Annotated in this window: 28 protein-coding genes and 1 pseudogene; 11 read left to right on the forward strand and 18 right to left on the reverse strand. The window is 49.0% G+C overall.

Going from position 1 to position 24,039, the window contains the following annotated elements:
- Nucleotides 1–136: 136 nt before the first annotated feature.
- The 3 genes from LKD70_RS02775 to LKD70_RS02785 are packed head-to-tail and all read left to right on the forward strand — an operon-like array spanning nucleotide 137 to nucleotide 2,396.
- Nucleotides 137–907, forward strand: coding sequence for an ABC transporter ATP-binding protein (locus LKD70_RS02775; protein ID WP_227706524.1), 771 nt, complete (start codon nucleotides 137–139; stop codon nucleotides 905–907).
- On the forward strand, nucleotides 904–1,629 hold the full coding sequence (locus tag LKD70_RS02780) for an ABC transporter permease (protein WP_227706525.1): 726 nt from the start codon (nucleotides 904–906) through the stop codon (nucleotides 1,627–1,629). Before LKD70_RS02775 ends, LKD70_RS02780 begins: the two co-directional genes overlap by 4 nt.
- Complete coding sequence (locus LKD70_RS02785; protein WP_227706526.1) at nucleotides 1,626–2,396, forward strand: ABC transporter permease; 771 nt, start codon at nucleotides 1,626–1,628, stop codon at nucleotides 2,394–2,396. The genes LKD70_RS02780 and LKD70_RS02785 overlap by 4 nt, the downstream gene beginning before the upstream one ends.
- Here LKD70_RS02785 and LKD70_RS02790 read toward each other — a convergent pair.
- From LKD70_RS02790 to LKD70_RS02825, 8 genes and pseudogenes are all read right to left on the reverse strand, one after another.
- On the reverse strand, nucleotides 2,356–3,279 hold the full coding sequence (locus tag LKD70_RS02790; protein WP_227706527.1) for a sensor histidine kinase: 924 nt from the start codon (nucleotides 3,277–3,279) through the stop codon (nucleotides 2,356–2,358). The two genes, LKD70_RS02785 and LKD70_RS02790, sit on opposite strands and share 41 nt — an antisense overlap.
- A gap of 101 nt (nucleotides 3,280–3,380) precedes the next feature.
- Nucleotides 3,381–4,253, reverse strand: coding sequence for an ABC transporter permease (locus LKD70_RS02795; protein WP_227706528.1), 873 nt, complete (start codon nucleotides 4,251–4,253; stop codon nucleotides 3,381–3,383).
- Nucleotides 4,246–5,160, reverse strand: a complete 915-nt coding sequence (locus tag LKD70_RS02800; RefSeq protein WP_227706529.1) for an ABC transporter ATP-binding protein — start codon at nucleotides 5,158–5,160, stop codon at nucleotides 4,246–4,248. Before LKD70_RS02800 ends, LKD70_RS02795 begins: the two co-directional genes overlap by 8 nt.
- Before the next feature lie 79 nt (nucleotides 5,161–5,239).
- The gene (locus LKD70_RS02805) at nucleotides 5,240–5,923 is read right to left on the reverse strand and encodes a response regulator transcription factor (protein WP_227706530.1); all 684 of its coding nucleotides are present in this window, start codon (nucleotides 5,921–5,923) and stop codon (nucleotides 5,240–5,242) included.
- A gap of 13 nt (nucleotides 5,924–5,936) precedes the next feature.
- Nucleotides 5,937–6,251, reverse strand: a complete 315-nt coding sequence (locus LKD70_RS02810; protein ID WP_227706582.1) for a DUF1905 domain-containing protein — start codon at nucleotides 6,249–6,251, stop codon at nucleotides 5,937–5,939.
- Nucleotides 6,228–6,857, reverse strand: a pseudogene (locus tag LKD70_RS02815) (GyrI-like domain-containing protein); the annotation flags it as partial. The gene LKD70_RS02810 and the pseudogene LKD70_RS02815, both read right to left, overlap by 24 nt.
- A 43-nt stretch (nucleotides 6,858–6,900) precedes the next feature.
- On the reverse strand, nucleotides 6,901–7,392 hold the full coding sequence (locus tag LKD70_RS02820) for a GyrI-like domain-containing protein (RefSeq protein WP_227706531.1): 492 nt from the start codon (nucleotides 7,390–7,392) through the stop codon (nucleotides 6,901–6,903).
- A 61-nt stretch (nucleotides 7,393–7,453) separates the two neighbouring features.
- Nucleotides 7,454–8,362, reverse strand: coding sequence for a helix-turn-helix transcriptional regulator (locus tag LKD70_RS02825; protein ID WP_227706532.1), 909 nt, complete (start codon nucleotides 8,360–8,362; stop codon nucleotides 7,454–7,456).
- A gap of 142 nt (nucleotides 8,363–8,504) precedes the next feature.
- On the opposite strand from LKD70_RS02825, the gene LKD70_RS02830 reads away from it, so the two are divergent.
- The 7 genes from LKD70_RS02830 (at nucleotide 8,505) to LKD70_RS02860 (ending at nucleotide 12,582) form a co-directional block, all read left to right on the forward strand.
- Entirely contained in the window at nucleotides 8,505–9,149 is a 645-nt protein-coding gene (locus tag LKD70_RS02830; RefSeq protein WP_227706533.1) for a TetR/AcrR family transcriptional regulator, read from the forward strand.
- Between the two features lie 2 nt (nucleotides 9,150–9,151).
- On the forward strand, nucleotides 9,152–10,063 hold the full coding sequence (locus LKD70_RS02835; protein WP_227706534.1) for an ABC transporter ATP-binding protein: 912 nt from the start codon (nucleotides 9,152–9,154) through the stop codon (nucleotides 10,061–10,063).
- A gap of 116 nt (nucleotides 10,064–10,179) precedes the next feature.
- On the forward strand, nucleotides 10,180–10,848 hold the full coding sequence (locus tag LKD70_RS02840; RefSeq protein WP_227706535.1) for an ABC transporter permease subunit: 669 nt from the start codon (nucleotides 10,180–10,182) through the stop codon (nucleotides 10,846–10,848).
- Between the two features lie 160 nt (nucleotides 10,849–11,008).
- Nucleotides 11,009–11,308, forward strand: a complete 300-nt coding sequence (locus LKD70_RS02845) for a hypothetical protein (protein WP_227706536.1) — start codon at nucleotides 11,009–11,011, stop codon at nucleotides 11,306–11,308.
- A gap of 28 nt (nucleotides 11,309–11,336) precedes the next feature.
- Entirely contained in the window at nucleotides 11,337–11,525 is a 189-nt protein-coding gene (locus LKD70_RS02850; protein ID WP_227706537.1) for a helix-turn-helix transcriptional regulator, read from the forward strand.
- 107 nt (nucleotides 11,526–11,632) lie between these two features.
- The gene (locus LKD70_RS02855; RefSeq protein WP_227706538.1) at nucleotides 11,633–11,893 is read left to right on the forward strand and encodes an ATP-binding protein; all 261 of its coding nucleotides are present in this window, start codon (nucleotides 11,633–11,635) and stop codon (nucleotides 11,891–11,893) included.
- 173 nt (nucleotides 11,894–12,066) lie between these two features.
- Nucleotides 12,067–12,582, forward strand: coding sequence for a MarR family winged helix-turn-helix transcriptional regulator (locus LKD70_RS02860; protein ID WP_227706539.1), 516 nt, complete (start codon nucleotides 12,067–12,069; stop codon nucleotides 12,580–12,582).
- Nucleotides 12,583–12,891: 309 nt separating this feature from the next.
- Here the strand turns inward: LKD70_RS02860 and LKD70_RS02865 are convergent, their stop codons facing one another.
- From LKD70_RS02865 to hydA, 6 genes are all read right to left on the reverse strand, one after another.
- A complete protein-coding gene (locus LKD70_RS02865; protein WP_320442579.1) occupies nucleotides 12,892–13,221 on the reverse strand; it encodes a HEPN domain-containing protein in 330 nt (109 codons plus the stop codon).
- 398 nt (nucleotides 13,222–13,619) lie between these two features.
- Entirely contained in the window at nucleotides 13,620–13,988 is a 369-nt protein-coding gene (locus LKD70_RS02870; RefSeq protein WP_227706540.1) for a nucleotidyltransferase family protein, read from the reverse strand.
- Between the two features lie 619 nt (nucleotides 13,989–14,607).
- A complete protein-coding gene (locus LKD70_RS02875; protein ID WP_227706541.1) occupies nucleotides 14,608–15,546 on the reverse strand; it encodes an NAD-dependent epimerase/dehydratase family protein in 939 nt (312 codons plus the stop codon).
- 93 nt (nucleotides 15,547–15,639) lie between these two features.
- A complete protein-coding gene (locus LKD70_RS02880) occupies nucleotides 15,640–16,923 on the reverse strand; it encodes an MFS transporter (protein ID WP_227706542.1) in 1,284 nt (427 codons plus the stop codon).
- A 13-nt stretch (nucleotides 16,924–16,936) separates the two neighbouring features.
- A complete protein-coding gene (locus LKD70_RS02885; RefSeq protein WP_227706543.1) occupies nucleotides 16,937–17,365 on the reverse strand; it encodes a cupin domain-containing protein in 429 nt (142 codons plus the stop codon).
- Nucleotides 17,366–17,407: 42 nt separating this feature from the next.
- Nucleotides 17,408–18,790: a dihydropyrimidinase gene (gene hydA / locus LKD70_RS02890; RefSeq protein WP_227706544.1), complete on the reverse strand. Its 1,383-nt coding sequence runs from the start codon at nucleotides 18,788–18,790 to the stop codon at nucleotides 17,408–17,410.
- Between the two features lie 319 nt (nucleotides 18,791–19,109).
- On the opposite strand from hydA, the gene LKD70_RS02895 reads away from it, so the two are divergent.
- A complete protein-coding gene (locus LKD70_RS02895) occupies nucleotides 19,110–19,751 on the forward strand; it encodes a GntR family transcriptional regulator (protein ID WP_227706545.1) in 642 nt (213 codons plus the stop codon).
- Nucleotides 19,752–19,886: 135 nt separating this feature from the next.
- Here LKD70_RS02895 and LKD70_RS02900 read toward each other — a convergent pair whose 3' ends face one another.
- The 4 genes from LKD70_RS02900 to LKD70_RS02915 all read right to left on the reverse strand — a co-directional run bounded on the left by LKD70_RS02900 (nucleotide 19,887) and on the right by LKD70_RS02915 (nucleotide 23,901).
- Nucleotides 19,887–20,600: an MFS transporter gene (locus tag LKD70_RS02900; protein ID WP_227706546.1), complete on the reverse strand. Its 714-nt coding sequence runs from the start codon at nucleotides 20,598–20,600 to the stop codon at nucleotides 19,887–19,889.
- Nucleotides 20,601–20,815: 215 nt separating this feature from the next.
- Nucleotides 20,816–21,652 (reverse strand): carbohydrate ABC transporter permease, encoded by an 837-nt coding sequence (locus LKD70_RS02905; RefSeq protein ID WP_227706547.1) that lies wholly within the window; start codon nucleotides 21,650–21,652, stop codon nucleotides 20,816–20,818.
- Nucleotides 21,653–22,495 (reverse strand): carbohydrate ABC transporter permease, encoded by an 843-nt coding sequence (locus LKD70_RS02910; protein ID WP_227706548.1) that lies wholly within the window; start codon nucleotides 22,493–22,495, stop codon nucleotides 21,653–21,655.
- Nucleotides 22,496–22,599: 104 nt separating this feature from the next.
- Nucleotides 22,600–23,901, reverse strand: a complete 1,302-nt coding sequence (locus LKD70_RS02915; RefSeq protein ID WP_227706549.1) for an ABC transporter substrate-binding protein — start codon at nucleotides 23,899–23,901, stop codon at nucleotides 22,600–22,602.
- Nucleotides 23,902–24,039 lie beyond the last annotated feature (138 nt).

Below are 24,039 nucleotides of genomic sequence, written 5' to 3' on the forward strand. Positions count from 1 at the left end.
CGTTCACATTATATCACAGAAAAGCGGCTTCTCATCCGGGCACGCTCAAATGTAAGGTAAATGTAAGGCAGAGAAAAGGAGGATGTAAGGAAAACGCTTTATACTAAAAGCCATCAAAGGAAAGGAGCATATAAAAATGAACATGATAGAAACACACAACCTCACCAAATCCTATGGGAGTTTCACTGCAGTTTCCCGCCTGAATCTTCACATCCGAAAAGGAACCGTCTACGGTTTTCTCGGACCTAACGGAGCAGGAAAGTCTACAACGATGAAGATGTTTCTCGGGCTTACCGCCCCTACAGGGGGAACCTTTCAGATCGACGGAAAGTCTTACCCCCGCGACCGAACAGCCATCTTAAAAGAAGTCGGTTCTTTCATCGAAGCCCCCTCCTTTTACGGCAACCTGACCGGAGAGGAGAATCTGGACATCATCCGGAAAATACTCGGTTTACCGAAGAGCAGCATAGAGGACGCGCTGAGGCTTACCGGGCTGGCCGAGTTCAGAAAACGCCCCGCAAAGAAATACTCTCTTGGCATGAAACAGCGTCTCGGACTTGCAGGAGCCCTCCTTGGCCGGCCGCCCGTCCTGATTCTGGATGAACCGACCAACGGACTCGACCCCGCCGGTATTCATGAGATCCGTTCCCTGATCCGTTCCCTGCCGGAACAATTCGACTGCACAGTGCTCGTCTCCTCCCACCTTTTGTCCGAAATAGAGCTGATGGCCGATGATATCGGGATTCTGAATCATGGCCGCCTGCTCTTTGAGGGCACCCTGGACAGCCTGCGCTCATCTGCCCGCATATCGGGACTGCCGTCCGACAATCTGGAAGATACCTTCCTCGCCATGATCGACGGGGACAACAAGTGCAGAGGCCGGCAAAAAGGAGGCGCGGACAGATGACTTTCGGGATTGAAATAAAAAAGCTGAAACGGACAGGATATCTCCCTGCATGTCTTGGCGCAGCGGCCCTGGCGGCTTTATTTCCCGCGGTAAACATGGCGGCTCGCTCAGAAACCTTCACTGTGATGCCGGGCGCACCCCTCGATATCGTGACAGATGCAAGCTGGCAGGTGATGGCCATGTTAAACGTAATGCTCCTGATCTGCGGGGCATGCCTGATGTACCACATCGAATACGCGGACAGCGGCATACAGAAAATGTCCTCTCTTCCTGTTCGTCCGGGGCAGATCTTTTTCGGCAAGGCCGCCGTCACGGCGCTCGTCATGGCAGTCTCTCTCGTTCTGGAAACATCTGCGCTCTCGCTGTGTGCTGACCGGTGGTTTCCCGGCTTCGAGCCGGATATCCGTGAAATATTTATCCGGGCCGGATTCCAGTGGATCACTCTCCTGCCTACGGGAGTCCTGATGCTTCTGATCGCGTCCCTTTGCCGGAATATGTGGGTATCTTTAGGGACAGGAATCATCCTTGTATTTACCCTGTCCGTCCTTCCCACTGACAACCCGGCAGCTGCATTTCTGCCCTTCTGCTCCCCGTTTCAGACGTTTTCATCCGCGTCAGGGCAGGGGCTCATCCCGGCTTTTATCGCCGTGTGCCTGACCGAGTCTTTATGTTTTGGAATTGCTGAACTGATCTGTCAGAAATTAAGGAGGTATTTTGAATGAATTATATATCTGCAATCAGCATAGAAATGAAAAAAATCCGGCGCTCAAAAATACTGCTGCTGTTGCTCATCCCGGTTCTCATGATGTGGATTCCCAGCCTTGTCAACTCAGACATGATCTTTGACGTAAGAGATATTCCCATTACTCCGGAACGCAACTTCTTCATCCAGGGATTCATGGGAATGGCATGGTTCATGCTTCCGGCGTCTGTTGTCATCTGTACGGTACTGCTCACCCGGACAGAACTCTCTCACAGGGGAATTGTAAAAATGCTCTCTCTTCCGGTGAGCCGGACAAAACTCTTTCTCGCCAAATACACTGTACTTGTCTTTCTTATTTTTGTGCAGATGGCATTCACTGTCCTGGCATACTTTATCTGCGCCGCTGCCGCTTCCCGGATGCATGGCTGTGACCTTGTCTTAAGTCCGGCTTATGTTTTAGGCAGCACTTTCAGGATTTATGCATCGGCTCTTCCGATGGCGGCGGTATTCTGGATGCTCTCTGTCCTGATCCCCTCACCGATATTTTCTGTCGGGATCGGGCTTGCTTCCATCGTCCCCTCCGTCCTCGTCATCAATACTGAATTCTGGTACGCCTATCCGGTCAGCTATCCTTTCTATTTTCTCATGGTTGAATACGGAAGGGCGGCTGAAGGGGTCTATGAAACAGGAATTGACTGGATACCGCTCATTCCTGCGGCACTTCTTATCACTGCCGCGGCGCTTCTCATTGCATGTATCCGTTTTCAGCGGAGTCAGAAAGTCTGATCCGTATTTCAACCGAGAATACATCCTCTTCCATCCACGCCCGGATCTCTCCGCCCATACGCTCCACAAGCCCTTTCGCGATGGAAAGCCCAAGGCCCGTGGACGTATGGGTTCTGGCGGAATCCGCCTTGTAAAACCGGCGGAACACCTGATCCGGATCGATCTCCTCCGGATGTTCCGTGTCATTCGCACAGCGGAAGATGGCGCATCCCTCCCGCTCAGACAGCGCAAGGCGGATGCGGGACTGTCCATGAACAAGGGCGTTTCGGATCAGGTTCTGAACCGACCGGCGTACGGCCTCCTCATTTCCCGCTACCATGAGGTGCCCGTCGCAGAAGTCGATCTCCGGCTCGATTCCCTTTTTCTGAAATTCATCATAAAAGGAAAACACTGTGTCATAGACGCATTTCCCGAAATCAACGCACTCGGTCTCCAGTTCATACTCCGCGTCCTGGAGCTTTGTGTACGTGAAGAGCTCTTCCAGCATCTCCTTTAAGCTTCCGATCCGCGCTTTTATGATTTCAATATAGCGGAGGCGCTCCTCCTCTGATTCGCTCTGAATCAGAAGCTGGAAATATCCGTCCAGAGAGGTAAGGGGCGTCCGGATATCATGCGACAGGTTGGTGATCGTCTCCTTTAAGTCTGTCTCGTTTTTCTGCGCCTCCTGCCTCATCTCCCGGGACAGATCAAGCACGCTGTTGACACCGTCTGTCAGCTCATTAAGCTCCGGAAACGGCAGATCTGCCGTCAGCCTCATATTTGTCTTCTGCTCTTTCAGAAACGCAAGCTGGAGGCAGGTCTTTTTCACCTGTCGCCGGTAGATAATCCATATCAGTGCAAAAACAACTGCCGCTGCTGTGGCGGCAACCGCCCAGATCAGCATCCTGGCGCCCTCCTTTTAAAAAAATTAACAGTTCAGCCATCCGGCATCATCAGACGGATTTATGCTCACATGGAAATCCGCCGATTGATGTTCAGATGTATTTAGCGCACATCCCGCCTTTTAAGAATCAGCATGGAAAACAATGCGCACAGTACGATAAATGCAGCGCCCACGGCAGCCGCCCGGACCATAACGTCCGCATCCGCTCCCAGTCCCGCAAGTCCGATATTCCCGTCCAGCATGTACAGACTGATGTCAAACTCCCACGAAGGACGGATTTCATAGACTGCCCGGTTAATAATCGAGTAGAACGGAACGAAAATTCCCATTGTCATAAGGATTCCCGCTGTCATTCCAAACGCAGAGCTTTTTGTGAGGATGCACAGAAACATCATCAGCGCAGCGAAACCCAGATGAAGCAGGTACTGCGTTCCGAAAAACACAAGGAGATCCGCGGTCACATTGACCGTAAACCGCTCTCCCCATAAAATGAATCCCAGAACCGTTTCCGAGACTGCAAACAGGGCAATCATGACCGCCGTCTGTACAGCCAGCGCGGCCAGTTTGGACAGCGCCAGGGCGCCGCGGTTTGGAATCGCTCCCGCAATGTTCTTGATATAACCGTTTTTCTGCTCCGCATTCACAAACACTGCCGCGAAAATCACACAGAGCAGGACAAGCAGGCCGCTTACCAGCTGACTGCTGATAAATTCACCGGCATCAATTTTTCCGATGACCCACTCCGGATCTGTTTCCGTGTACAGGCCCATTTCTCTGTCTTCATTTCCTTCTGTTTCAGTCTGTATTTCTTCCTCCATCTGAACCGCATACGCAGGATCCTGCGCGATGGCATCCAGGTCCATATTCGTCATGACCGTGCAGAAGAACGCGATCCCGACCGTAAACGCCAGTATCACCCACGTTGACACCGAATGAAACATCCGGTAAAGATCCATCTTAATCAGATTAAACATTGACGCCACCCCCTGTCAGATTCAGATAATAGTCTTCCAGCGCTTCGTTTTTCACCGTGATCCCCAGCGTCCGGATCCCATGTCCGGCAAGGCTCATGGTGATCTCGCCGCTGTCGCTTAACCGCTCAAAGATATGAATGGTATCTGTATCTACTACCTTGTACCGGGTGATTCCCATTCCGTCAAGGACCGTGCACGCCCCGCGCGTGTCGTCTGTTTTCAGTTCAATCCGCTCGCTGCACCGGGACAGAAGCTCCTCTCCTGTCAGCTCCTGAAGAAGCACGCCGTCGTGAATAATCCCGTAGTGAGTGGCGATCTTTGAGAGCTCTTCCAGAATATGGCTGGAAATAAGGAAGGTAATGTTCCGCTCTTTGTTCAGTCTTAACAGGGTCTCTCTCACCTCTGCGATCCCCTGCGGGTCAAGACCGTTGATAGGCTCGTCGAGGACAACCAGATCCGGGTCGCCTACAAGGGCAAGAGCGATACCGAGACGCTGTTTCATTCCAAGGGAGAAATTCTTCACCCTTTTGCGTCCTGTGTCCGCAAGGCCGACGATGCGCAGAAGTTCCTCGATCTCCCCTTCCTTGCGCACTCCAAGCGCCAGACATTTCAGTTTCAGATTCTGCGCTGCGGTCATATTCGGGTAGATACCCGGGGACTCGATCAGCGTTCCCACACGGGCCAGACACCGGTACGCCTCTTTCCCGCTTCTTCCGAACAGAGTGAACTCCCCCTCCGTCGGTTTCGCAAGGCCGCATATCATCTTGAGAAATGTCGTCTTTCCGGCGCCGTTTCTGCCGATCAGACCGTAGATATCTCCCTGCCGGATATGGATGTTCACCGCGTTTACCGCCTTATGCCTGCCGTACTGCTTGGTCAGGCCGTTTGTGCTGAGTAAATACTGCATGTTTCATGCCTCCTTTGCTTTACATAAACTATCTTATCCGGCAGATACTAATGAAACGCAAAGCAAAGTTTAAGAAATGTTAAAGCTTCTTTGCAAGGCGGAATCCGATGCCCCAGACCGTCTCGATATACTCCTCGTCCGTCACTGCCTTTAATTTCTTCCGTATATTGCTGATATGCACATTGATCGTCTTGTCTTCGCCGATGTAGATGTCATCCCAGGCGTAATCGTAGATATCCTGTTTGGAAAACACCTTGTTCGGATACGAAAGCAGAAGCTCCAGTATCTTAAACTCCTGCCTCGTAAGTTCCAGTTTTTCTCCCCTTACCGACGCTGTAAAAGACTCCGTATCCAGCTTAAGCTCCCTGTACGCAAGCGCCTCTGATTTTCCCTCCCCGCCAGCCGAAAAACGGCGGATCTGTACGCCCACCCGGGCGATCAGTTCCTGAATATCAAAAGGCTTCGTCATATAATCTTCCGCCCCAGATGTGAGAAGCTCTACCTTACTGTCGATTCCGTCTTTCGCGGACACGACAATCACCGGGACGGACTGCGTCTCCTTAAGCTTCGGGAGCAGCTCTTCCCCGTTCATCCCCGGCAGCATCAGGTCGAGCACCGCCAGATCAAAAGATTCTCCCCTGGCATGCAAAAGTCCCTCTGTCCCGGAAAACGCCTGCGTACATTCATAGCCCGCCTTCTCAAGCGCCTCGGCCATCATGTTGTTGATATCGGTGTCGTCTTCAATAATCAGTATTCTGCTCACGTAAGCGTCCTCCTTATGCCTCGGTAACTGTGACGGACACGGTATCTCCCGGCTGTTTTCCGATCTTTTCCCGGATATCTTTGCGTATCCCGATGATATGGCAGACCGAACCGTCCTCATTCTTAACGCCCATATTCACAATGCTTCCGGTGTATGGAACACCGTCAAACGTCGCCCGGACTTTCACTCTACCCTTTCCGAACTCTTTCCTGATGTCGTACGGAAACCGGACATAGGCGCCGCCCTTGTCCGGCACCGGCTCGATCACGGCACGAAATTCATACACTTTTCTTTCCCTCTCTTTTCGTCTGACAGGGTGGCGGATCACTGTTTTTAACTTCTCCGGTTTGCATCTTCGCACATCGCTTAAATAGATCTCATGGTGGTATCTGTGTTCTGAAAAGTCCGGCACATACCCCTGTTCTTCAAGGAACCGGTTCATCTTCTCCACCGTCTCCAGCTCATCGTCATAGGGACCGATATGCATACACTGCACGCACACGCCTTCTTCATAAGTCAGAAATTCCACTCTGGAGAAATCTGTCTCCTTTTTTTCTGTGGCCTCCCGAACCGCCCAGTCAAATTCCTCCTTCGTCACAAATTCCGGCAGACGGATCAGGGAAATCCACTGGAAATCTTTCTTTCGGCTGTAATCCACACCTTTTGTCCCGTCCTGCCACCAGAATCCCTCCAGCGGAGGAACAACATAGTCGAAATACCCGTCCATTTTATGGTTTCCCATCTTGCTCATTTTGATCGTGTAGGCCATGCCGTATAACAGGCCGATCGCCTTCTTATAATCGCCGTCCTCCTCATTCGGGTTGCCTTTCCCTCTCACCGCAAGAAAATTCATGGACGGGATCTCGATGATCTGCGGCTTCTTCGGCGGCAGATAAAATTCTTTGTATTCTTTCTTATAATCAAATGCTGCCATTTTTCGTTCTCCTTTTTGCCTTCGCACAATGGATCTTCCACTTTTAATTTTCTTCACTCTGCAGTCCGATGTAAATGCAGACTTCGGCATGCTCCATATCCGCATTCTGATATTCCTCAAAATCGCAGATATACGTTCTCGGAAGATCCGTCTTCCATATTTCCTTCCAGACTTGTGCAACCGCAGCGGAAGATGTTCGCATATCGCACACGATCTTGAATCTGGCATATCGTCCGCCGGGAATGTTCCTCTTTTCGTATTCTCCACTCTTTCCGCCGCTACTGCCTCCTTCTTTTTCATCTACTGCACAGGCTACCATAATAGTATAGTCGTCGTCTACGCCTCCGTCATACTCCGTATACAGCCCGATGGCTTTCCCGTCAGTTTTATTCTTTATATTTTCATACACGCCGTCCTCATAGAAGCGTTTCCACAATCCGCCGATGGTCATTTCCATATCCGGCGCGTGATTGTTTGTACGGGCAGATATGCCCTCCACCGTTTTTTCCTTAAGTTCAATAATTTCATAATTCATAGTTTCTGCTCCTTTCGCTTTCTCCGTTTCATCTTACCAAAGCAAACAGGACAACAGTATGTCATGAATCTGAATATTGCTCTTCCAGTCTCTTCCCAATCTGCGACAGTTTCTCCCGCAGCTCCTCCGGTTCCAGAAGCTCTGCTTTGCCGCGGAAAGACAGAATCCATCCGAGAATACTCTCCTCGTCTGTAAACCCAAAAGAAAAAAGAAGCCTGCCGTCCTCCTGAACAGAAAAACAGTCCGGTCCGTACTCCTCCACAAGCCGCCACCGGTACATAGGTTCTATCAGCGCCTTCACCCGATACACACAAGGGAACAGCCGTTCATTTGAGAGATCCGGCAGAGGAGCCTTCCGCTTTTTAAATGTTTCGCCCGGTCTTAATCCGGTCATCCGGTTCAGCTTAAAGAGACGGTAATCTCCCCGCGCCGTACAGTATCCCCACACATACCAGCCAGCCCACCGGAAAATCAAATAGTACGGTTCCATTTCTCTGCTGCTCTCTCCTGTCGGCGAATAATACTGAAAACGAACCGTCCTCCCGGCGTCTGTCGCCTCCCGGAGCATCCTAATCTTCGGAACCAGAGAATCTTTGTACCAGGAGGACAGATCGATCAGAATACTCTGGCTGCCCGGCATAATCGCGGAAGATCCGGCGGAAAGTTTCTCCATAAGCTGCGCCACCTGATTCGTGCCGCTGACACTGTCCAGACTTCGAAGCCCCGCCAGAATATCCTGCATGTCCGACGAGGTAAGAAGAGTGCTGTCCATCTTATATCCGTCCATAATGGAGATTCCGCCGTTCGCCCCCTGGGTCGTCACGAGAGGGATGCCCGCCCTGCACAGATCCTCAATATCCCGGTTGATCGTGCGGCGGGAGACTTCAAACTTCTCTGCAAGATAAGGCGCAGTCACCTTGTCTTTCTGCAGAAGAACGGAAAGGATTCCTATCATGCGGTCGATTTTCAATCACTTTTTCCTCCTTAAACTCCAATACTGACAGTATGTCACATCTTTACATTTTTTTCAATCAGATATCAAAAGACAGGTCTTCTCAAAAACGGTCAATGGGATATAATGAAACTTAACAGTACCTGCAAAGGAGTACACAATGATGAATCAGAAATTTTATGATCTCCCGGAAGAAAAGCAGCGCTCAGTCATCAACGCAGGCTACCGGGTGTTTTCCATGAATACATACCGTAAAAGCCCAATGAACGAAATTGCCGCTGCCGCCGGGATCAGCAAGTCTCTCCTCTTTCACTATTTTGAAAACAAAAAGGACCTCTACATGTTCCTATGGGAGACATGCGGCGAACTCAGTATCCGCACACTCGGGGAGTACGGGTGCTATGAACAGAAGGATCTGTTTGAGATGCTGTACCTGGGAATGCGGGCGAAGATCCGGATTATGCGCGATTATCCGTACATGGCTTCCTTTTCCATCCGCGCCTACTATGAACCCGACCCGCAGATCGGCCCTGCAATTCGGCAGAGCTACAAATCTCTGAAAAACCGGTACGCAAACAATGCGCTCGCTGCTCTCGATCCCGCACAGTTTATCGAGGGGATCGATCTGTCCATGATGCTGCGCGAGATGTATCTTGCATCGGAAGGTTATCTGTGGGAAGTTCTTCAAAGAGGAGAACTGCTTTTAAAAGGCGCGCTTTCTGACAGAGAGATCGAGACTATCGAACACGATTTCAGCAAAATGATCGCTTTCTGGAAACAGATTTATTTTCGGAAGGGGGACTGACTATGTACGCGATCCAGACAGAAAAACTGACAAAATATTACGGGAAGGCAAGGGGGATCATCGGCCTTGACCTGGAGGTAAAGGAAGGGGATTTTTACGGCTTTATCGGCCCCAATGGCGCAGGGAAAAGCACCACTGTGCGGACGCTTCTCGGCCTCATACATAAAACCGAAGGGCGGGCCAGCATTCTTGGGATGGACATCGAAAAAGACCGGAACCGTATTCTCTCGGAAACAGGCTATCTGCCCTCGGAGGCTGCTTTCTATCCTGGCATGCGGGTCCGGGATATGCTCCGCCTGTCCGCCGGACTGCGGGGAAAAGACTGCCGCAAAAATGCCTCCGAGCTGTGTGAGCGGCTTCTGCTTAACCCGGACAGCCGGATGGATACCCTCTCCTACGGCAACCGCAGAAAAGCTGCCGTCGTCTGTGCGCTTCAGCATAAGCCGAGGCTCTGTATCCTCGATGAGCCGACAGGCGGACTTGACCCGCTGATGCAGCGCGAGTTCTTCTCCATCCTAAGAGAGTACAACGAGAAGGGAATGACAGTCTTTCTCTCCTCCCATGTTCTCTCGGAAATCCAGCGCTACTGTACCCGGGCGGCCATCATCCGGGAAGGTCGGATCATCGCATCCGGCAGCGTGGAAGAGCTTTCCCGTACAAATGCAAGACGGGTATCCGTCCGGGGCAGGTTCGACCTTTCCTCACTGGCAGGAGCTTCCGCCGGGCACGGGCGAACCGTACAGATCCGCGACGTGCAGGAGCTTGAAGACGGGGTAAGTTTTCTTTTTGACGGAGAGATCAATCTGCTCCTGTCCGCGCTGGCAGCGCATCCGGTTCAGGATGTAACCATCTCCGAACCGGATCTGGAAGAGATCTTCCTTCACTACTATACAGACGGAGGTGAAAAGCCATGAGGGTTATTACAGGACATGAATTAAGACAGGGACGGACTTCCCTGATTATATGGACGGCATCGATCGTGTTTCTCCTCGCTGTCTGCATCTTCCTTTTCCCGTAGATGAAAGGCGAAATGGATGAAGTCAGTCAGGTATTTTCCAGTATGGGAAGCTTCAGCGATGCATTCGGGATGAATCAGGTAAGCTTCGGCACGCTGACCGGATTTTATGCCATCGAGTGCGGCAATATTCTCGGACTGGGCGGCGCCTTTTTCGCGGCCTTAAGCGCCTCCGCCATCCTCGCGAAAGAAGAAAAGCGGAAAACCGCGGAATTTCTCTTCACCCACCCGGTCAGCCGCAGCCGTGTTTTAAGCGGGAAGCTTCTGGCAGTTTTCCTGCAGATCGTCATTCTGAACGCTGCTGCTCTTCTCTTCGCCCTCATCTGTATCCTCGCAGTCGGGGAAGGGATTCCATGGGAGGAGATTCTGCTGATGCACCTTGCCTATTTTCTTCTCCAGACAGAAATCGCCGCCGTCTGCTTCGGCATGTCTGCATTCCTGCGCTCAGGAAGCTATGGCGCCGGACTGGGCCTTGCGATTCTGTTCTACTTCTGCAATATTATTGCAAATATTTCCGAAGATGTGGAATTTCTGAAATACATCACACCCTTCGGATACGCGGACGGAGCGGACATTGCCGCAAACGGGCGTATCGACGCCGGCCCGCTTGTATTCGGCATATGCCTCGGTGTTCTTGGCATTATCGCCGCATATGCCCGATATACACGGAAAGATCTGTCATAAATGCTGTAAGAACAGAAGGTCAGCCGCGCCTTTTTGCAGAACTGCAAAACCTGCAAAACTGTAAAAAGTATTTGACATTTCACTCTCCCCGTACTATACTCAAAGTGTAAAAAGTTTTTGACACTTCAGGAAGAGTTTCCCTGCGAAAGGAGTCTGAATTATGGATGCAAAAGGTATGTCAGTCTTTGCCGTTCTGTTCCTCGTTTTCCTGCTTGTCCTTGTAATTCTGGACATCGCCATGGTCATCTCCCTGGCCCGCTCCGGCGATGAGCGGAGAAATCTGATCGTATGGAAAGCCAGCAGCTACACGCTGCTTGGTACCGCCGGATGCATGATCCTGCGTATCATCGAAAATATTGTCCGCTCCGAGTCCATGTCCATGAATCCCTTCACCATGCTCGGCACAATGGCGATTCTCTACTTTGTTCTGCTGCTTGTGTTCCGGAGAAAATACACCTGACGGGAAGGGGAAAGGGCGTGATCCGCATATGAGAAATATCATACGGGAACGGAGAAAGGAACTGGGGCTCTCCCAGGAAGCGCTGGCAAAAAAATGCGGCGTTACTCGGCAGACGGTAAACGCCATCGAGAACAACAAATATGATCCGACTCTCTCGCTGGCATTTGCCCTTGCGCGTGAACTGAAGCTGACCGTGGACGAACTGTTCAGCCCTTAAAACGGAAGCCGGAGATTTCGGACAAAAAACAGTACGCCGCCTTTAAAGAACAGCATACAGTATGCAATCTGACCACACGCCTTGAATACTCCATGCAGCCGATGCGCGTGACAAGTTTCAGCGCCGTGGAACTGGCCCGCCAGTGTGTAAGCGGATTTTTAAACAGCGGAATCGGCGGGCAGTATATTCTGGAATTTGAAGAAGATACCCCCGGCGGCACCAGCATCATGCCGGAAAGCGTCGGCAGCGGACATGGTCTGGGACTTAGAATCGTCCGGCAGATCGCAAAGGCCCACAAAGGCAGCGTATGCTTTTCGCAGACTGCCCCCCGCGGGCTTACTGTGCGGGCAGTAATCCCGGCTTCATAGCGCTGTCTCTCGGTTCCCTGCTGTCTATATACAAGGCAATACCCGCTGTATTTACCGCCGTTGTATAAAAGTTGTATAAATTTTTTCCTTTCTCTTACCGAATCATGAGATTTTATGATATATTATATCTAGCATAGCATCTAAGCAATATTGCAGTGAAAGGGGAAAATATTATGGAAAATACGTCAGAACACACACCTCCCGTAACCGAAAACATCGATGCCACTTTCCGCCGGCTGAGCGAGAAAGCGGATCTTGTCTACTTTTTTGTAGCTCTTTATTCCAATTATATCGGGAAAAACCGGCATTACGGCATCGGGCCTGAACTGACCATGACGGAGGCCCATATGCTCAACTCGATCGCACTGACTCCCGGCACGACCGTAACAGATCTGGCCCGGCGTTGGGAACGGACCACAGGCGCCGTCTGCCAGACACTTGCAAAGCTGGAGAAGAAAGAGCTCATCGAGCGGAAGAAGACCGAGGGAAACAAAAAGACCGTACGGCTCTATCCCACAGATCTCGGATGGGATGTAGACCGGGCCCACATGATGTACGACATCGCGGACATCACCGCGACTACACAGGAGCTGCTTGAAAGCTGTACAATGGATGAGCTCAATACTTTCTACAAGGTGCTGGGAATCTATCTGGAACTGATACGGAAAGACCAGCGTTCGGACAAGTAAAATCTTCTTGTGGAATCCGACCGCAATGACCCATAGCATTTTCCCATATTGTTGTACACTGTGCCTCTTTTGGACTATACTGGAACTGGACATAAGGAGGAAATAGGAGTTGGGGAAGAAATATAATGATTTGCTGAAAGACTATGCCAACTTGAACAGGGCATATGCGGAACTGCTGAAAAGCCACGAGAATCTGGAATCATTCATCCAGTGGCTTAATGACTGCTCCGTACAGTACCAGTTACAAAAGAAAAATCCCCGGGCTTCCGGGGATTTCCTTATGCTCAAATTATACAGTTTTCGCACGATTTACAGTTCCGGCTCATCTTCAGAAGCAGAAGGTTCCTCGTGTTCCATCTCCCGTATGATTTCCAGGGTAAAATTCCGCGTATATTCGACTGCACTTCTTGCTGTATCAATGTCCCTTTCTGTCGCAATAAAACTATCGTCACCTGGATATCTTGTTGTGAAATAAAAGCCATCAATTCTCCCCAGTTCATCCAATATCCGATCCGGGATCTCTATTTCCATATCATTCTCCAAATACGATGTTAATTTATGCAGACTATGAGTGCGCAGGACCGATTCCTTCTTATAAAACTCTGAATCATCTTCAGGATTTGCATATTCGTTAATAATATGCTTAAGGTAGCGTCAGTGTACAAGGGGCAATACGCTCCAAACCGCGTAATTTCGGTGATTTTCTGTGTTATCCTCAATCGGCGTACGTCCAGTACGCCTCTATCGTCTGCCTTGAAAATCACCGAAATTCCTGCGGTTGGAGTCTTCGAGTCGTGAAGGTGCTGATTTGAGCCCCTTCAAGGCACTTGATCGACGCGTACAGAGACGTACGCGGAGGGAAAGTAACGCAGAAGGAGCCCAAATCAGCCCTTCAACGACCGTATTGCCCCTTGTACACTGACGCTACCTTTCGCAAATACTCTGGCCCAACGCCGCCTGAGCCGGAGCTTTGATCCCCATTGCGTAAGATTTATTAAAAAACTGATAATCGTTTTCAGCAAAGTCAAAATAATTATTTAACCCCATACTTTCACTCCGTCCTTTCGAATATTTTTATAAAACAGACCTTGATCCCTAAGCCAATCATTCCCGATTACAATTTTCACTTCGATATCAGGCAATTCAATATTTTTATTTAATTGGCTTTTTAGTTGCACCACATGATCTGATTTAATTTCATACGTCGGCGTCAATTCCACAAGAAGATCTACATCACTTCCATATGACTGTTCCTGCCTGGCACAGCTTCCATATAAATAGACGGCTTTCACAAACGGTGCGATTTCTGATTTTGCTATTGTGTTAAGCGCATACTGAATTGCCTCATTACTGCGAAGGCTATAAACCTTTTGGACTTTTTGGCTTTTTCTTTTGCCTATAATCATGATCATTCACCGCCTTTTCTCTGCAATCGATTTTTCCTTATTCTTATTTCTGGAATAAGTATAACATATTTTTGAAATAGTATCATTTTTTCATAAGGTTTTAAGTAACAAATTTCCACCGGTAGAATGGGATTATTTCCGATCCCCCTGCAAAAACTCCGACATCCTGCTTTTTTGCTATATCAAGAAGCTTGCTGTCCCTGTATTTTGCCTTCCGGATCAGTCCCGGGAACCGGGATTCGTTGATCTCCAGCACGGGAGTTTGACAGTTGATAATGGAAAAACTTCTTCTCGCATTTATAAAAAGCTTGGGAAACTCAATGACCTTATCGCTCAGTTCGATGGGGACAAAGATAAGATGACTGAACTTCGCCTGGACAAGATCTGCCGGTCAATCAAAGGACATCATAAATATCAGTATGACCTGCTTGCTATTCTTACGGATTCCTCGTATACCCGCACAGAGCTCACGGGGAGGCCCATATGCTCAACTCAATCGCCCTGACTCCCGGCATAACCGTAACAGATCTTCCCCGCCTGCACTTTCCCTGACAACAGAGAAATCCCGGAAGATCATCCTCCGGGATTTCTGTTGAGGGCTGCAGACCTGCTGTTTGATCTAATAATTCGCCTCGTCCTCTTTCAGGAACTCATAGTACAGTTTCAATTCATCCATAAAGCTGTGTTTCGGCTTGTATCCGAGATCCCGCTCCGTGTCCGTCATATCCCACTTTCCGGGATTCTCATTCTCGATTCCGTTTACAATCTCTCTTCCGGGCCCTACTTCATATGTAAAGTCAGGGACAAACTCCTGAACCATCTTTACCACATCTTTCACATAAGCCCCGTAGCTCATTCCATTGTAGACAGCCATTTTGCTTACCTTTTCCGGAGCTACCGTCAGTGCCCGCAGAATCAGATCTGCGATATCATCTACATGTACCAGGATCATCAGCTGATCCGCTCCGTGTTCCATTACGAATTTCTCGCCGTGCACAGCGGCCAGCAGCATATCTTTGAGCGTATCCTTTGTCAGACGCCTTCCGCCGAACACACGGCCGCAGCGGATCGCAACACAGCTCATACCGAAGTTTATGTTGTAAACTCTTGCAAGCATTTCATTTGCGACCTTTGTCACCGCGTAAACCGTACGCGGATACATTGCGGAATATGCGTCGCAGACTTTATCTCCCTGTTCGCCGTATGCCGCGTCTGAACTGAATACGACGACTCTCTTGATTCCTGCCAGTCTTGCGGTATCCAGTACAGTGATTGTCGCGACCATGTTGGAGTTGATCGTCTCGATCGGGCTGTCAAGCGACACCCACGGACTGGACTGACCTGCCAGATGAAGAATCGCCTCCACATTATACTCTTTGTATACGTTCAAAAGTCTTGTCGCATCGTTGCACTCACCGTGAACGAAAATACGGTTCGGGTTTTTATAAGGCGGCATCTGGTCCCTGTCATAATCAATGATTGTATGTCCTTCTTTCAGAAGAAGATCTACCGCGTATCTTCCAATGTATCCTTTTGAACCTGTCACTAAAATTCTCATAATTTTTTCTCCTTTTCCGTATTTATTAAATTTATTAATTTTTCAGTAAGCGTCCGGGATCTGTCTCCCGGCTTTTCAGGATCTGCTTTCACACTATCTGCGGATTACCAGAGCGGGAATAACTCCCGCGAATGCGACAACTGCGCAGATATATACCGGTACGATATATGTTCCTGCCGCTGTTGCGGTGATCGTCATGAGCGGAGATGCAACCAGTCCTCCGAGTGTTCCCATCGTACTGCAGAATGCGCTTGCCATAACCGCCATCTTTCCTGTCACCAGTTCAGAAGGTACTGACCAGAAAGGTCCGCAGATAGAAGCGTTTCCGCCGTATGTCAGAAACAGTACCAGAGCCATCATCGGAACCGGCGTATGCGGAATCAGCAGGAACATTGCCCCTGTGAAGATCGCGCCGATCATCAGCATCGGATAGCGCACGCCGTGGAATACTTTGTCAGAAATAATTCCGCCCAGCGGACATCCGACCATCATTCCGAGGAACGCAAGTCCTGTAATTGAAGCCACCTGCGCATCTGACAGAGAGTAGTCAAACAAAAGAAGCTGCGGGAACAGGGAGCCGAGTCCAAGCTGCATCCAACCGGTAATAAACGTCAGGATTCCCGCCATCCATACACTTCCGGATCTGAAAAATTCTCCCATACTGTCTGGTTTGCGTGTTTCTCTGACCTTCATCCGTTTCTGGCCTTCCACTTTCTTCGGCATGGACACCGATTCCGGAAGAATATCATCCACAGACGCATATCCGGGATATGCCTCGCCAAAGTCTTTCACTGTCACAAAATAGATCACTGCCAGGCCCGCCGCCGGGATTCCTCCCATCACGGCGATCGTCTGCTGCCAGCTCAGGCCGCTGCTTACAAGCATCGGACAGCATACAGAAGCAATCGTAAACATGGAGCCGACCAGACCGGTAAAGATACCTGTCGCCAGTCCGCGGGAACGTGTGGGGAACCACAGACATGTCGCGCCGATCGCGGAACCACTGATAAAACCTCCGCCAACACCCTGCAGCAGACAGAGTGTAAATGCTCCTGCATAAGTTGTCGCTCCCCATGGGAATACCAGATTGGAGACGGCATTTAAAATAAGTCCCAGGGTAATCGTTCTCCTTGGTCCCAGTCTCGTTCCCAGCGGACCGCCAAGGAGGGTAAAGATCGCGAAACCGATCTTTGTCGCCGTCAGAAGCCAGGTGCACTCCGTTACTGTAATGTTTAAGTCTTCCATAACTGTCGTCGTCATGGATGAGATCAGCTGCATGATCATGAAAAAATGTCCATAGGCCAGAATACCCATTACCATGACCCACCATCTGGCCGCCGGTGGTTTCTGTAATAAGATTGTTTTTGTCTCCGCCATTTTCTCTCCTCCTTTACTCTAAACCCTTTTCTGCCGTTTTTCCTGCACTGGCCGGTTCATCTTCATCCGTCTTATCTGCGGAAGATTCTCCTGACGGAGAATACAGGATTACCGCAAGATACTTCAGATCGCAGTCTCCGTCATTGCGGATTCCATGGGAACTTCCGTCTCTGCACTGCATCATATCTCCGGGACCCAGTTCGTATTCTGTGCCATTGTCGTTTATCACAGCTTTTCCTTCCAGGATAAAATATGTCTCAAAATCCCCTGTATGAGTATGACAGCCGCCGGAACAGCCGGGCGGGATCACTGTCACTCCGAAAAATCTTCCCATATTATACATTTCATCCATTTCCAGAATATTAATCAGCTCTACCTCGCCTTTCCCGCCTTTCATGCATTCCACTTTCTCTGTGCTCATATCCTTCCATCTGCGAATCATCCGTCTCCACCTCCTTTCCTTTTCCATGTGAATCCCGGCAGCTTAAAAGCGCTGGAATGTGCTGCGTTTTACCAGTTTCCCGTGTCCGCGTTCTGCAAGAACTTTTCCATTCTCATAAAGAACTGTGCCGCGTGACATGGTAAGAACCGGGTACCCTTTTACTTTCATCCCTTCATATCCTGTAAAATCACAGTTGCTGTGCATCTGATCTTTTGAGAGAGTTACTTCGAGTTCCGGATCATAAATCATAATATCTGCGTCACTTCCGACTGCAATCGTCCCCTTCTGCGGGAACAGACCGGCAATTCTTGCCGGGTTTGTGCTGACAAGTTCCACAAAACGGCTTTCGGTAATGCGTCCTTTATTCACTCCCTCTGAAAATACAATCGGAATCCTTGACTCCACTCCCGGCGCGCCATGAGGAATCGTTGAAAAGTTTTCTCTTCCCATCCGAATCTTGTCGTCATACGGGAAGGCGCAGTGATCAGATGAAATCAGATCGATATCGCCGGATATAAGCCCCTTCCAGAGCGCATCCTGATCCTCTTTTTTGCGGATCGGCGGGGTCACTACGTATTTGGCTGCCTCTTCAAGCGGCTGGTCGTAAACACTGTCGTCCAGGACAAGGAAATGAGGGCATGTTTCCACATAAACATTATTTTTCTTCGCGCGTGCCTCTCTCGCGATCTCAATCGCACCCCGGCACGACATATGGACGATCAGCAGATTGCCATCCACCATCTGCGCCAGTTTAACCGCTCTTGACGTAGCGTCTTCTTCAAGAAGCGCCGGACGGCTCATCGGAAAGTATTTCGGCTCTGTTTTTCCTTCTGCCAGCAGCTTCTGGATCATGTAATCTGCTGCCCAGTCATTTTCGCAGTGTACTCCCAGGATTCCTCCGCATGAGGAAACGACGTCAAGCATTTTCACCAGTTCGTGATCCGGAATCCTGTGCCAGTATGCCATAAATACCTTGTATCCCGGGAAGCCTTCTTTTATCAGCTCAGGAATTTCTCTGTATACTTCATCGTTATACTGCGTGATCACAGGACTGAAACTGTAATCTACCACTGCTTTTCCGCCGGCTTTTTCTTTCCATTTCTCTATGATATCCCGGACGGAATGATCTGCTTCCTGTTTCGGATAATCTACCACACATGTAACGCCGCCGCAGGCAGCAGAAACCGTTCCCTGATACCAGTCATCCAGCGTGTAGGAGCCGTTCAGCGGCGTATCCAGATGGGTATGGATGTCGATCCCTCCGGGCATTACAAGTTTTCCCGACGCATCAATGATCTTTTCCCCATCTTCCAGTCTTTTTGCCAGGCAGACGATTTTTCCTTCCCGGATGCCGACATCTGCAAAAAAACCGCCGTCTGCCGTGACAATTTTGCCATTTTTGATAATTGTTTCAAATTTTGCCATTGGATCCTCCTTCTTTCTTTTTTGTAGATTGTCGACAATCTACATTTGATGAATTTATTGTATCACTTTATTATTCTCAGTGCAATTGACATTTTCGACAGTATTGTGTCGACAATTTTATTCTAATTGCACAAATACTCTGTAATATTTTTCAGACTTGTCATTTCTATCCGGATACAAAATTGTTCTGTCAGAGAAATCTACTTCTTTTCTTGAAAAAAACACAGAATAACTATATAATTTTAGCATGACAATGCTGCAGGAAAAAGACCGGAATGACCGGAAAAATCAGCAGCAATTCAGACAGGAGAATTATTGAATGACACAGATTATAAAACGAGTACCTTATCATCTTCAGGCCTATGAACTGTTGAAAAGACAGATACTGACCGGAAAGCTGTCCTGCGGTGACACTGTCAATGAACTTCTTCTCTCCCAGGAACTCGGCATCAGCCGCAGTCCGGTCCGGGAAGCTATCCGCATGCTGGAAAGCGACCGGCTGGTTGTAACAGAACGCGGTACCCACATCGTAAACCCGCTGGATGAAAAAACACTGAATGATGTTTATGAATGCCGGATATGCCTGGAATCCTACGCGGCCAGACTTGCGGTCCGCCACTGCACCAGAAAAGACTATGAAACGCTGCTTGGATTTGTTGAAAAATGCCGGAAAGCCGATCCGGTCAGCGACGCTCAGCTTCTGATCGATGAAAGTGCGAATTTTCACAGCTATATCGTTTCACTGGCGCAGAATACATATTTAAGCGAACTGATTGAACGTATCAGCAACCTTGTCACTCTCTCCCGGATCAAGGAGTTAAAATACTATAACCGTGATCTCTCCTACGCCTATGTTGACCATACGCACATTGCCGAAATCCTTCTGGAGGGCAATGAAGACAAAGCAGAACAGGTGATGCGGGAACATCTTCGCAATAACCGCAGTTCACTGATGCCATAATGTCAAAAAAGGATGCCTCTGCACACCTTCCATGCCGCAGAGACATCCTTTCTTAATTTTATTTTTTATCTTCTGTAGCGTCAGTGTGCAAGAGGACAATACGGTCGTCCTTGTACACTGACGCTATCCTGTGTTTTAGTTTGCAGCTTTATGTTTTGCCTGCTCAAAGAACCACTCGGAAGTCTTTCCTGCTTTCATTCTGCGGGAAACTACCATGTTGCAGAGAAGTCCTGCCAGAGCGAATACAAGGCATCCTCCGAATACCATGTAGTATCCTGTATTTCCATAGGAATCAATCATGTTTCCGGCAAGCGTGAACATGAACATATCCGGGATTCTCATGATGAGAGCCTCGATACCTACGGAAGTTCCGAACAGGTACATCGGAGTCTTGATTTCAACAAGCACCGTATTGGAGATCGCGCTTCGTCCCTTTGCAGAGAAGGAAAGAAGAATGATAACAAGGATTGCGATTATCGCAAACGCCGGCTGCCACGGAAGAACAATGATCAGCGCCATGCTGACGATGTATAATCCAAGCCACAGGAAGTAGGAGCGCACCGCGCCTTTCTTTGTAGCGATAAATCCGGCAATCAGCGGAGCGATCAGACCGATACCGCTGTTCTTGATTGTATCGAGCACTGTGATGATGGAAGCCTCAACGCCGAACTCTGACGCAAGAAGCGGGCTGATATATGTCATTCCCACATATGCTGTGTAGCCGAGTCCGATTGCAAGCCATGTCAGCCACTGATTCGGGTCGCGGAAAAGAATCATAACATTTTTGAAGTTCATTCCCTGCTCGCCGTTGCCTTTGTTTTTCTTAAACTCTTCCTTTGTCGAATTCACGGTGTAATTTTGTGCTATTTTCCCATAATTTTTCTTAGTATCTAAATTTAATTATTTATATGCTTAACCATTTTTTCCGGTGACCGTATTGCCACATGTACAAAAAAGGACGCATCCGCTTTTGGACACGTCCCCATATTTCTGTGATTCTTATTCTATCTGTTTTATATATGTTTTATTTCTTTTCTCTGTTTCTTCCGGTCTTTGAAAATTTTTTATCCTTTTACAGCTCCTGCTGCCACACCTTTGATGATGTGTTTCTGGCATGCCAGGTAGAAGATGATAACCGGGATGACCGCCAGGATCAGCGCTGCCATGATCGCGCCCATATCCACGCGTCCGTAGCTTCCCTTCATATACTGGATGGCAATGGAAATCGTTTTATATTTGTTCAGATCCAACACCAGATACGGAAGCAGGAAATCGTTCCAGATCCACATAGTCTCCAGGATTCCCACGGAAATATAAGTCGGTTTCATGATCGGAAGCACCACGTTGAAGAAGGTGCGCAGCGGCGTACATCCGTCGATCATTGCAGCCTCCTCAATCTCGAGCGGGATAGATTTCACAAATCCGCAGAACATGAACACGGCTAGTCCGGCTCCGAACCCAAGATAAATAATGATAATTCCCCACGGTGTATTCAGACCTGTTCTGTCCGCCACCAGAGATAGTGTAAACATTACCATCTGGAACGGAACAACCATTGAAAACACGCACAACAGGTAAAGAGCTTTTGTGAATCTGGTCTTTACCCTTGTGATATACCACGCGCACATGGACGTACACACCAGGATCACCAGCACGGAGCCGACTGTGATGAACACCGTCCAGCCCACTGAGCTGAGCAGGTCGTATTTATCAATCGCCGTCAGATAATTTTCCATACCATTCCATGTTTTTTCTATCGGAAGCGTAAACGGTTCCTTATTGATATAGACCTTCTTCTTAAATGAATTCATAAGCACGATCAGGATCGGTGCAATATAGATCAGCCCGAGTACTGTAAATACACCTGTACCGATCAGGCTCAGAGTCTTTTTCTTTTTCATTTACTGCTGCACCTCCTTTGATCGCGTCGCGCGAAGCTGGATCAGGCCAATCGCGACCACAATCACGAAGAATATCACTGCCTTCGCCTGTCCGACGCCTTCCCATCCGGTACGTCCATAGAATGTATTGAATATATTCAGCGCCATCATCTCGGACAGCTTCGACGGTTCTCCTGCTGTCAGCGACAGGTTCTGGTCGAACAGCTTGAATCCGTTTGTGATGGACAGGAACATACAGATCGTAATGGACGGCATCATCATCGGGATCGTCACCCGGAACAGCCGCTGGATACCGGAAGCCCCGTCAATCTGCGCTGCCTCCATCACATCGCCCGGGATAGACTGCAGTCCCGCGATATAGATAATCATCATATAACCGATCTGCTGCCAGCTCACCAGGATGATCAGTCCCCAGAAACCATACCATTCATTTAATCCCAGCGCTGTGTTGTATTTCGCCAGGATTCCGTTGAAAATCAGCTGCCATATATATCCGAGTACAATTCCTCCGATCAGGTTCGGCATAAAGAAGATCGTACGGAAAATATTAGTTCCTTTCATCTTCTGCGTCAGTGCCAGTGCCAGTGCGAACGCAACCACATTGATCACAATAAGAGATACCACCGCGAACAGCACCGTGTACCAGAACGAATGCCTGAATATCGTATCCTTAAATGCTTCTATATAGTTTGACAGACCCACAAACTCAGCGTCCGTAACCGTGGTAAATTCACAGAACGACAGCCAGATTCCCATGATAAACGGAACAATAAATCCCAGTATAAATGCACAGAATGTGGGGAGTACAAAAATCGGCATATAGCGCCGGATCGCTTTTTCCATAAAGTCGTCCTCCTTTTAAAAAGCGGCGTTCAGACCGTTCCTCTGCCCGCCGCTTTCTGTTTTTTATATCACTGTTTCTGTTTCACCGTCAAAACTGTACACCCTTATTTTGCTGCCGCTGCCTCTGTTGCCCATCCGTCTACGAAAGCGGTTACAACTGCATCCCAGTTCGCATCTGTCTGATCAGCCGCATAAGCTGTAAGAGCTGATCCCACACCGTTCTTCCACTCTTCAGACGGCATTGTTGAGAATACCCATGTCACAGGTGTCTTGCCGTCTTCCATGTACTTGTTCGCTTCATTTACAAGTGTATTCTCAGACTCAAGGTTGGAGTTAAACGGAATCACGAATCCCATATCCCTGCACATAGCCTCTACGCCTGCGTCAGAAGTTACACACCAGTTCATGAAATCAAGTGTTGCCTGAATGTCTTCCTCAGATGCTTTCGCATTGACACACCAGTAGTTCTCTGTACCTGTGCACACTCCCTGATTCTCTTCGCCCTCAACACCGATATAGATCGGGAGGATTCCAAGGTTCTCGTCGCCGATATCCGCGATATTGTTATATTCCCATGTTCCGTTCTGGTAGAATACAGCTTCTTCTGTCACGAATTCTGCTGTTGCGTCATCCGCTGTCTTTGTGGAGATCTCTGTCGGCTCACATGTTGCATTGTTGATATAGAGATCCCAGATCTGACGGTAATTATCCAGATATGTGCCTTTAATGGCATCTGTATTATTAATGCCCTCGTCTTTGTACTCATAGTAGATCGGAAGGTTTGCCAGATGCGTCTTGAATCTCCAGTCAGAAGATCCGTCCATTCCTGCTGATGTAAATGCGGAGAATCCGAGTTCATCCTTGCGTGCTGTAATATCTTCCACTACTTTCTTGAAACTTTCGAAATCCGTGATGTCATCCGCAGTGTATCCTGCTTTCTCCAGAAGCGCCTTGTTGTAGATGATTCCGTAATTCTCGATTACGTATGCAATTCCCGCCATCTTGTCGCCGTCCATCAGAGCGAAGCTGTCGTCTGTCAGCTCACCTGCGATGTCAGATCCGGACAGATCGTAGCAGTAGTCTTTCCAGCTTGCCAGTCCTACCGGTCCATTTACCTGGAACAAAGTCGGAGCATCTGTCTTGGCCATCTCTGACTTCAGTGTCTTCTCATACTCTCCGGAAGCTGCTGTCAGAACTGTCACCTCTACGCCGGTCTCCTCCGTGTATGTCTCCGCCAGCTCCTGCCAGTACTCATCTGCTTCCGGTTTAAAGTTCAGGTAATACACTTTTCCCTTTGCTTCATCCGATCCGCTGCCGCCTGATCCTGAGCTGCTTCCGCATCCTGCTGCCAGTCCTGTTATCATTGCAACAGTCAGAATTACCGATAATACTCTTTTCTTTTTCATTTTTTACCCTCGCCTTTCTGAAAACCCGTGTTTTAAAACCTCTGTTTTCTTTGTTCTGAGGGTATTATAGCAATACCGGCCATTCGGCCGGTAACAATTACAAAACCATGATTATCAAAAAGCATACCTGCCCTGACC

It is taken from the genome of Ruminococcus turbiniformis (assembly GCF_020687545.1).
GTDB lineage: Bacteria > Bacillota > Clostridia > Lachnospirales > Lachnospiraceae > Mediterraneibacter > Mediterraneibacter turbiniformis.